The sequence below is a fragment of the Vibrio sp. Isolate32 genome (assembly GCF_022397955.1).
Classification (GTDB): Bacteria; Pseudomonadota; Gammaproteobacteria; order Enterobacterales; family Vibrionaceae; genus Vibrio.
On the sequence record NZ_JAKEUQ010000028.1, the window covers coordinates 46,709 to 54,748 of the forward strand.

At 44.0% G+C, this 8,040-nt stretch carries 5 protein-coding genes and 1 tRNA gene; 4 read left to right on the forward strand and 2 right to left on the reverse strand.

Annotation, left to right across the window (positions count from 1 at the left end; all coding sequences use genetic code 11):
• Positions 1–38: 38 nt before the first annotated feature.
• The gene (locus L1D11_RS18525) at positions 39–2,567 is read right to left on the reverse strand and encodes a class I adenylate cyclase (protein ID WP_239831914.1); all 2,529 of its coding nucleotides are present in this window, start codon (positions 2,565–2,567) and stop codon (positions 39–41) included.
• Between the two features lie 344 nt (positions 2,568–2,911).
• Between L1D11_RS18525 and hemC the strand changes: the two genes are divergently transcribed.
• The 4 genes from hemC to L1D11_RS18545 are packed head-to-tail and all read left to right on the forward strand — an operon-like array spanning position 2,912 to position 6,999.
• A complete protein-coding gene (hemC, locus tag L1D11_RS18530; protein WP_239831915.1) occupies positions 2,912–3,850 on the forward strand; it encodes a hydroxymethylbilane synthase in 939 nt (312 codons plus the stop codon).
• Between the two features lie 2 nt (positions 3,851–3,852).
• Positions 3,853–4,581: a uroporphyrinogen-III synthase gene (locus L1D11_RS18535; protein WP_239831916.1), complete on the forward strand. Its 729-nt coding sequence runs from the start codon at positions 3,853–3,855 to the stop codon at positions 4,579–4,581.
• Between the two features lie 19 nt (positions 4,582–4,600).
• A complete protein-coding gene (locus L1D11_RS18540) occupies positions 4,601–5,818 on the forward strand; it encodes a uroporphyrinogen-III C-methyltransferase (RefSeq protein WP_239831917.1) in 1,218 nt (405 codons plus the stop codon).
• The gene (locus tag L1D11_RS18545) at positions 5,818–6,999 is read left to right on the forward strand and encodes a heme biosynthesis HemY N-terminal domain-containing protein (protein ID WP_239831918.1); all 1,182 of its coding nucleotides are present in this window, start codon (positions 5,818–5,820) and stop codon (positions 6,997–6,999) included. Before L1D11_RS18540 ends, L1D11_RS18545 begins: the two co-directional genes overlap by 1 nt.
• Before the next feature lie 797 nt (positions 7,000–7,796).
• On the opposite strand, the gene L1D11_RS18550 is transcribed toward L1D11_RS18545, so the two are convergent.
• A tRNA-Asp gene (locus L1D11_RS18550) sits at positions 7,797–7,873 on the reverse strand.
• Between the last annotated feature and the right edge of the window lie 167 nt (positions 7,874–8,040).

Here is an 8,040-nt window from a genome sequence, read left to right on the forward strand (position 1 = left end):
CAATCACTCCTTTTTTAATATCAATCAGTCTAAATAAACTAGATGTTAACTATCTTTGAGCTCCGAGAAGCTAACGTAGCATCGTTACGATAAGGCACAACATAAGAGTTGCCCTCTTCTGGGTGAACGATTTGGTAGTACTGAGGCAAGTTAAAGTTGATCAATTTAGATGACATCTTCGATTCATCTTTTACCGATGTGTAGAAGGTGTTCACACTTGCGATCATCTCATCTTTTTCACCACTGTACTGGTGATAGGCTTCAACCTGGTTCGACTCGTCCAATACATAAATATTGAAACCTTTGTCGGTATCTTCAAAGAAGAACTGAATTAAGCCCTCACTCGCAAAGCCGTCCACCACTTCTGGCAGTTGATACTCTTGCTCTTTATCGAGCATCAGCAAAGGTGAACCCTTCAACTTATTGGTTGAGATACTACAATAGAAATCGACCGAATTTTCCAACTTCTGTACCGACACACCGCGACGCTCAAAGAACAGACCAAACATTTTATTGGCTAAGCGAATAGCCTTAAAGCGGCGGCGCTTCTCGGGTTCAATTGGTTTCAATCGTAAGTCGATACACTCAGCAAGCAGTTGATACACCATGTTACGCATGACACCACGTAAATTTTTGCTGTAACAGAATACATCGACCGACTCTGGCGGCAACGCATCTTGGTGCATTTTGCCAAGAACCGTCTTAAGTGCGTCTAGCATTGCTGTATCACCTTGGAAATGAAGCGTACGAACCTCATGCCAAGAGTTACGATAAACCAGATCAACACTTCCGACTAAGCTCTTACCTTCTTCACCAAAGCTGAAGATATCTGCATTCTTGAGATCCACTTTTAATGCACGACCACTTAATTCAGAAGTCGGGTCATTTTCAAAGTTGATGAACATCGCCAGCTGGCTAATCTCACATGGGCTAGCCAGGGCCTGCATACTCGGGCGGCGCTTACGCAGAGAGAAGGTATTACGAAGGTCACTCACCATTTGATAGAACTTATCGATATCAATATGGGCATCACGAACCACAGAGTGCAGACGTGTCGACTCAGTAATCAAACCATTAAAGAACGACCAAGCCACCAACTTACTTAAATACTCATGATGCTCAAGCGAACGTTGACCAAGAATACGGTGCGCGATCAACGGCTGCTTGTACAAGTACCAACCCGCTTTATTGGATTGTCCTTGGCAAACTTCAATAAAGCTCAAGTCTGGCTCATGAAGATCGGGAGAAATTTGCGGATTCAGCAGCGTGACTTTACCCGGCAATACCTCAAACGCAGCATAAAGCTTACGTGCCAAGATACTGATATCTTGTGGGCTGATTGCCGAAGTAATGTCGTTACGACGTGCAAATTGAATCAGATTACGATAGCTCAGCATCAAGGCATCAAGTAACGCATGGTGCACCACTTTCACCTGCTCAACCTTCCAGTTACGGCGATTGTCGAGCTCGGCAATGGTTTCTTGCCCCCAATTCCAAGATTTAGTCATCTCAGTTAGGGCTTCACGACGCCACGCAACAGAACCAATGCCAGCTTCACGCGACAATTTCTCGTGGGTCTTAAGGTAGAAACAGCGCCTCACCAAGTCCAAGCGAGTGTGGTCGTTGATACGTTCTAGATAGCGCGTTACCTTCTCTAGCATCAGATAGTAGCTATCCATACCATACAGATCAGGTTCATCCGCGAAGAAGCGACGCTTAGTATCAATACTCAGTAGTTGAGTGTTGGGGTATTCCCATGAATAAGCTTCTAGCAAGATCGCCTTTAACACCGATTTATACGGTGAGTCGATACTTTTGTAGAGCTGCCACAGGTTAGAACCGAAGTACTCTTCAGCAGGGATACGATTTAGCTTGCCGAAATCAATCCACTGCGAACAATCAAGGTAGCCATCTTGGCACAAGCCCTGAACATATTCGTCATAGCACTCTTCCATTTCTGGCGGAATGATCTGCCACAACAGGCGTTGTCCAGCTAAACGAACGGCAGAACGGTAGAACTCATCAAGTAACAGCAAGTGCTGAGAAGAGCCACAGTTATCACCGGTCATCTCTTCAGAATGATTTGAACGGAAACGCTCTTCATCCATTAAAAAGAAGTTAGCTTCAACACCTAAGCTCTCAGCCCAGTCGGTAATCAAAAGACATTTATTGGTTAGGCTATCGCGCGCTGGGCCATCCATATCCGAAGATACACACACCCAGATATCGAGGTCACTTGAAGTACTTTGACCAATAGAAGAGGTACTGCCCATGGTGTACAAACCAAGAATTGCGGGCTCAGCAGCCTCGGTGAGTTTTCCACCCAGCGTTAATTCGGTATCAGAGACAAATTGCTTTTGGAATTCATTAAGTGTGAAGCTACGAATTCCAAAAGGAACTTGTTGGTCATAATAACCAGGCATCATCGGGTGATTGAAATGAAGCAATGCGGGAATAAGATTGAATACTCGTTGACCTTGCACATTCATCAACGCCAACGCACGATCAATGCGCTGCTGATTTAGATTGTCTAATCGTTGAATCAAAGTTTGAGTGTAAGCCTGCAAGGTAAGTCCTTGGTTTGAGGTTAAGTGCAGTTCTGTTTAGTTACCGAACGAAAGCAGCAACAAAACGTGATCAATCTAACACTTTCACCCTTAATGGTAAAGCAAAGGAACCCTTCATACTGGTCAATTCCTTAATGACAGAAAGTTAAACTCACGACGCCGTAGTGTCCTCTTTATTGACTACTTCTAATAATAGCCCATATTTCAAATGAGATACCAATCACACTATTTTAGTGAACTCATGAAAATCCTTCAGCTCTCAAAGTATCGAATGATCAAACAGTAAGAATTTTCGCCTCACAATGGTAGGATTAGACTATTACAGAACCTATATCGGAAACACCATGACAAATTCAGCCCCCATCCGTATCGCGACCAGAAAAAGCCCTCTTGCCCTTTGGCAGGCATACTTTGTAAGGGATGCGCTTCAAGCTACTCACCCTGGTTTAGAGGTTGAGTTGGTAACTATGGTGACCAAAGGTGACATCATCCTAGACACTCCGCTAGCTAAAGTGGGTGGTAAAGGTCTATTCGTTAAGGAACTTGAAGTAGCGATGCTAGAAGGTCGAGCAGACCTAGCTGTTCACTCAATGAAAGATGTACCTGTCAACTTCCCTGAAGGTCTAGGCCTGGTAACTATCTGTGAACGTGAAGATCCTCGTGATGCTTTCGTCTCAAATACTTACAACAATATCAACGAACTACCACAAGGCGCAGTCGTGGGTACATGTAGCCTGCGTCGCCAATGTCAGCTACTGGAATACCGCCCAGACTTAATCATCAAAGAACTGCGCGGCAACGTAGGTACTCGTCTAGGTAAACTCGATGATGGTCAATACGATGCCATCGTCCTAGCGGCAGCTGGCCTTAAGCGACTAAAGCTAGAAGAGCGTATACGTAGCTTCATCGAACCAGAACAGTCTCTACCTGCTGTTGGCCAAGGCGCAGTTGGTATTGAGTGCCGTCTTGATGATGAACGATTGATTAAACTTCTTGAGCCTCTAAACGATGAAGATACTGCTGACCGTGTATTGTGCGAGCGCTCAATGAACCTAACATTAGAAGGTGGTTGTCAGGTACCTATCGGTAGTTACTCTCTATTAGACGGCGACAACATCTGGCTACGTGCATTAGTTGGTGAACCGGACGGCTCTAAAATGGTTCGTGGTGAGATCTCTGGTCCTCGTAAGGAGGCTGAAGCTCTTGGCGTTACTCTGGCAAATGAATTGCTAGATAATGGTGCACGAGAAATCTTAACCAAGCTCTACGCTGACCAAGAATAATTATGACCGTGTTGGTAACTCGTCCCGGTTCAGAGGGACAATCGCTTTGCCAACAACTAGCGGATGAAGGGGTTCAAGCAATCCATCATCCGCTGATTCGTATCGTTGATAATCCAAACTCTGTGGGTTTAAGCACCCAGCTTAATAACAGCGATATCATTATTGCAGTTAGTCACCACGCAGTAATCGCGGCTCAAAACATCCTTTCTAAAACTTCGTCAATTTGGCCTACTTCGCCACTTTATCTTGGCGTTGGTCAAAAAACTGCGCATGTTTTAAGCAAAGCTTGTAAACAAAAAGTAAACTATCCTAAAGTTAGTGATAGTGAACATCTTCTTAAACTTGCTGAACTTAATGGCGTAGAAAATAAATCCATTTTGATACTACGTGGGAATGGTGGGAGAGAGCTAATTAGGGATTCTTTGCTCAACCTTGGTGCACAAGTATCTTATTGTGAGACATACCGTAGAGAATATATTCCCATTAGCGACCACAATACCTATCAAACATGGATAAACAAAAAAACGTCCAAAGTTGTCATAACTAGTCAGGAACAATTGGAGTACCTCTACTCAATTACCCCTGATGAGTATTTGACTTGGCTTTCAAAAAGACACCTATTTGTCCCAAGTCAGCGCATAGTAGAACGAGCACTACAACTCGGCTTCTCGAACGTGACCAATACTCACAGTGCTACGAATCAAATATTACTGGCTGCTCTCCAGCCCTAGCTAGAAACAGGAAATAAGCATGACAAGCAAAAAAAATAATGAGCATATTGAACCTGAACAGAACCAAGATACTCAGCCAGTAGCGACCAAAGACGAAACAGCTGAATTAAAAGAAACAGAACCAAAGCTTAATGCTCCTGCATCGAATAAGACTCACAATGAGCAGCTTCAAGCCGATCACAAAGAACAAATTGAAAAAGCAGAGAAACAAGGCAAGCGCGGTGTGAAATTTGGCGCTATCGCTATCGCAATTTCTATTATTTTCAGCGGCGGTATAGCCTTCCAAATGCAGAAAAAGAGTGCTGAATATTCAGATCAAATCGCAGCACTTCAAGCCCAGCTGCAAAATACTCAATCAGCAGTAAATAAAGACCTACAAGCCATCAAGCAAGAGACTATTCAAGAAGCATCACATGCGGTAGAGAAAACTCAGGTTGTACAATCTCAACAACAAAAGAGCATTCAAAGCCTACAGTTAGCGGTAGCTGATGTGAAAGGTCGTCGTCCGAATGACTGGCTGCTTGCAGAAGCCGATTACCTAGTAAAACTAGCTGGCCGTAAACTATTCCTTGAGCATGATGCTGTTAGCGCAACCAAACTAATGGAAAGTGCCGATCAGCGTATCGCTGCACTCAACGATCCAAGCCTAGTTTCTCTACGTCAGTCTATGACAAATGACATCACTAAGCTTCGTACTATTACTCTGATCGACCGCGATGGCTTAGTCCTGCGCATCACAAGTCTTCAGCAACAAGTCGATAAACTACCTCTGGCGAATGCGATTCTTCCTGAGGCTGAAGTCGTCGAGAAAAAAGCCGTATCTCAAGACATCAATGATTGGCAAAGCAACCTGATGACGTCGATGAAAGACTTCTCCGAAAACTTCATCACTTTCCGTAGCCGAGATGGCGAGGTTACCCCTCTACTATCACCAGAACAGCACTTCTACCTGCGTGAAAACATCAAAGGTAAGCTGGAAACCGCAATTCGTGCAGTCTACAAAGAGCAAGGTGAAGTTTATAGCTCAGCTCTAAAGACAGCTAACGAGTGGTCTAAGTCGTACCTAAACCAAGATGACAATTCAGTTATCGAGTTTGAGAAGGCTATCAAACAGCTAAGCGAACAAAACATCATCGTTAAATACCCTGTGAAACTTGAGTCTCAGAACCAGTTGTCTGATGTGATTCGTGAACGTCTACGCCGTGAGGTGACGGTAATGACCTCGGAGGAGAAATAATGATTCGTTTAGTCTTTCTTTTCCTCGTTCTGGGTGCTGGTCTATTTGTCGGCACTCAGTTTTCAGGTCAACAAGGTTATGTACTCATCTCAATTGCCAATAAGACAATTGAGATGAGTGTGACCACACTGGCGATCTTTGTGATTGCACTTTTAGCGGCACTATTCGGCCTAGAATACCTCTTTAAAAAGCTGATTTACGCAAGTTCAACAACTTGGAATTGGTTCAGTGTTCGTAAACTAAAGCGTTCTCGTCGCTACACCAATGAAGGCATCATCAAACTTCTTGAAGGTGATTGGAAAGGTGCAGAGAAGAAAGTCACACGTTGGGCTAACCACCACGACATGCCTCTGCTTTGTTACCTAGTGGCTTCTCAAGCAGCGCATGAGCAAGGTAACAATGCTGAACGCGATAAATACATCGAACTGGCTAGCCAACAAGATGATTCGCTGCTAGCAGTAGAGCTAACAAAAGCGAAACAGCAAATCAGTGAGTCAAACTATGAAGCTGCTTTCGATACGCTTTCTAGCTTAAAAGGTTCACATCCAAACAACACTGCGGTCCTAGGCTTACTAAAAGCGACCTACATGCAGCTTAAGTTGTGGCAACCATTGCTGGAACTAACGCCAAAGCTCGCTAAGAACAAGCTTCTAACTGCTGAGGAACAAAGTGAATTAGAACAGAAGGCACAATGTGGTTTGCTTCACGATGTAGCACAACAACAAGGCAGCGAAGGCTTAATCAGCCACTGGAACAAGCTTCCAAGAAAACAAAAGCAAAGCCCACACCTTGTCTCTTGTTTCGTAAAACAACTGATCGCACGCAAAGCCGATGCAGAAGCTTTCACTGTTATCAAAGAGAACATTGCTAAAATGGGTTCGAACGAGCTCTACATGCTACTTCCAGAGCTAAACCTTGCTGATCACCATCCAGTGGTTGTTATGCTAGAGCGCGCTATCAGTAAAGATAGCAATAATGCAGAAGCACACAGTGCATTGGCTCAGTTCTATCTGAGAGAACAGAAGTGGGCAGAAGCACAAAATCACTTCGAGAAGGCTCTGGCACTTCGCTCAAATGTATCAGATTACGGATACCTATCAGATGCACTAGAGAAGCAGAACTTAACCAAAGCAGCCCACGAGGTTTCTCGTAAGGCACTCGCTCTGGTTCAACCAGCTTAAATCTCTCTGTATAAATAAGAAGCCGATGCCCAGCATCGGCTTTTTTGTATCTATAAATTCCCTCTCAGTAAGCCCACCTCCAACAACCTCTCATCTCACTTAATTAAGATTAAACAGCATCAAAAGATAACACTTCAATGAGGCCCCTCAATATCACATAGTGAAGCTTTAGTGCCAACTCTAATAAGAGCATCAAAATAAGACACAAACACTTTAGGCACGATTAGAGGGAGTAGATATACACAAAAGACTGCCAGCCATATCTTCCATTTTAGGATAGATCGTATAGCGTCCAACCTCATAGCCTATTTGTTACCAGAAACGACAAAGACAAAGTAACTGTTAAGGCCAAAGCCTTCTAATCAAGATAAATTCAGGCGTCATTGAGGAGAAGCGCATTACAAAACTGATTACCAAGACGATAAGATCCTAGTCTTAAGGATTAGGCTTATGTTCAATTGTGTAATGAACAGGGAAGCGGGCTGAGCCTTTGCCGAATGCTTTCGACTGCAGCACTAGACATACAGTAAAGGCGCGCTATTTCTAGCGATGCTTCTTCATCAAAGTCGTAATGCTTAGGTTGTAAGCTAAGGAAGATTATTAGACAAAGAATAAATGACCAGTACCTAGAAACGACGAAAGCCTAGTCGCAAGACTAGGCTTTCTAAGGGTGTAATGTAGTTGAGTTATCATTCTAGCTATTTACCAATCGGTTACTGAATATAGCCTGATACAACATACATTTTTGATAGATGTAAAAAAGCCCTGCTATTTCTAGCAGGGCTTTTCTATATAAGTGGCGGAGTGGACGGGACTCGAACCCGCGACCCCCGGCGTGACAGGCCGGTATTCTAACCAACTGAACTACCACTCCGCAGTGGACTACTTGTCGTCGCTGACAAGTCGTTCATTACACTTTTTGTCTTCACTTTTGAAAAGTGAAAATAAATTTGAAGCCTGGCGATGTCCTACTCTCACATGGGGAAGCCCCACACTACCATCGGCGCTATTGTGTTTCACTTCTGAGTTCGGCATGGAATC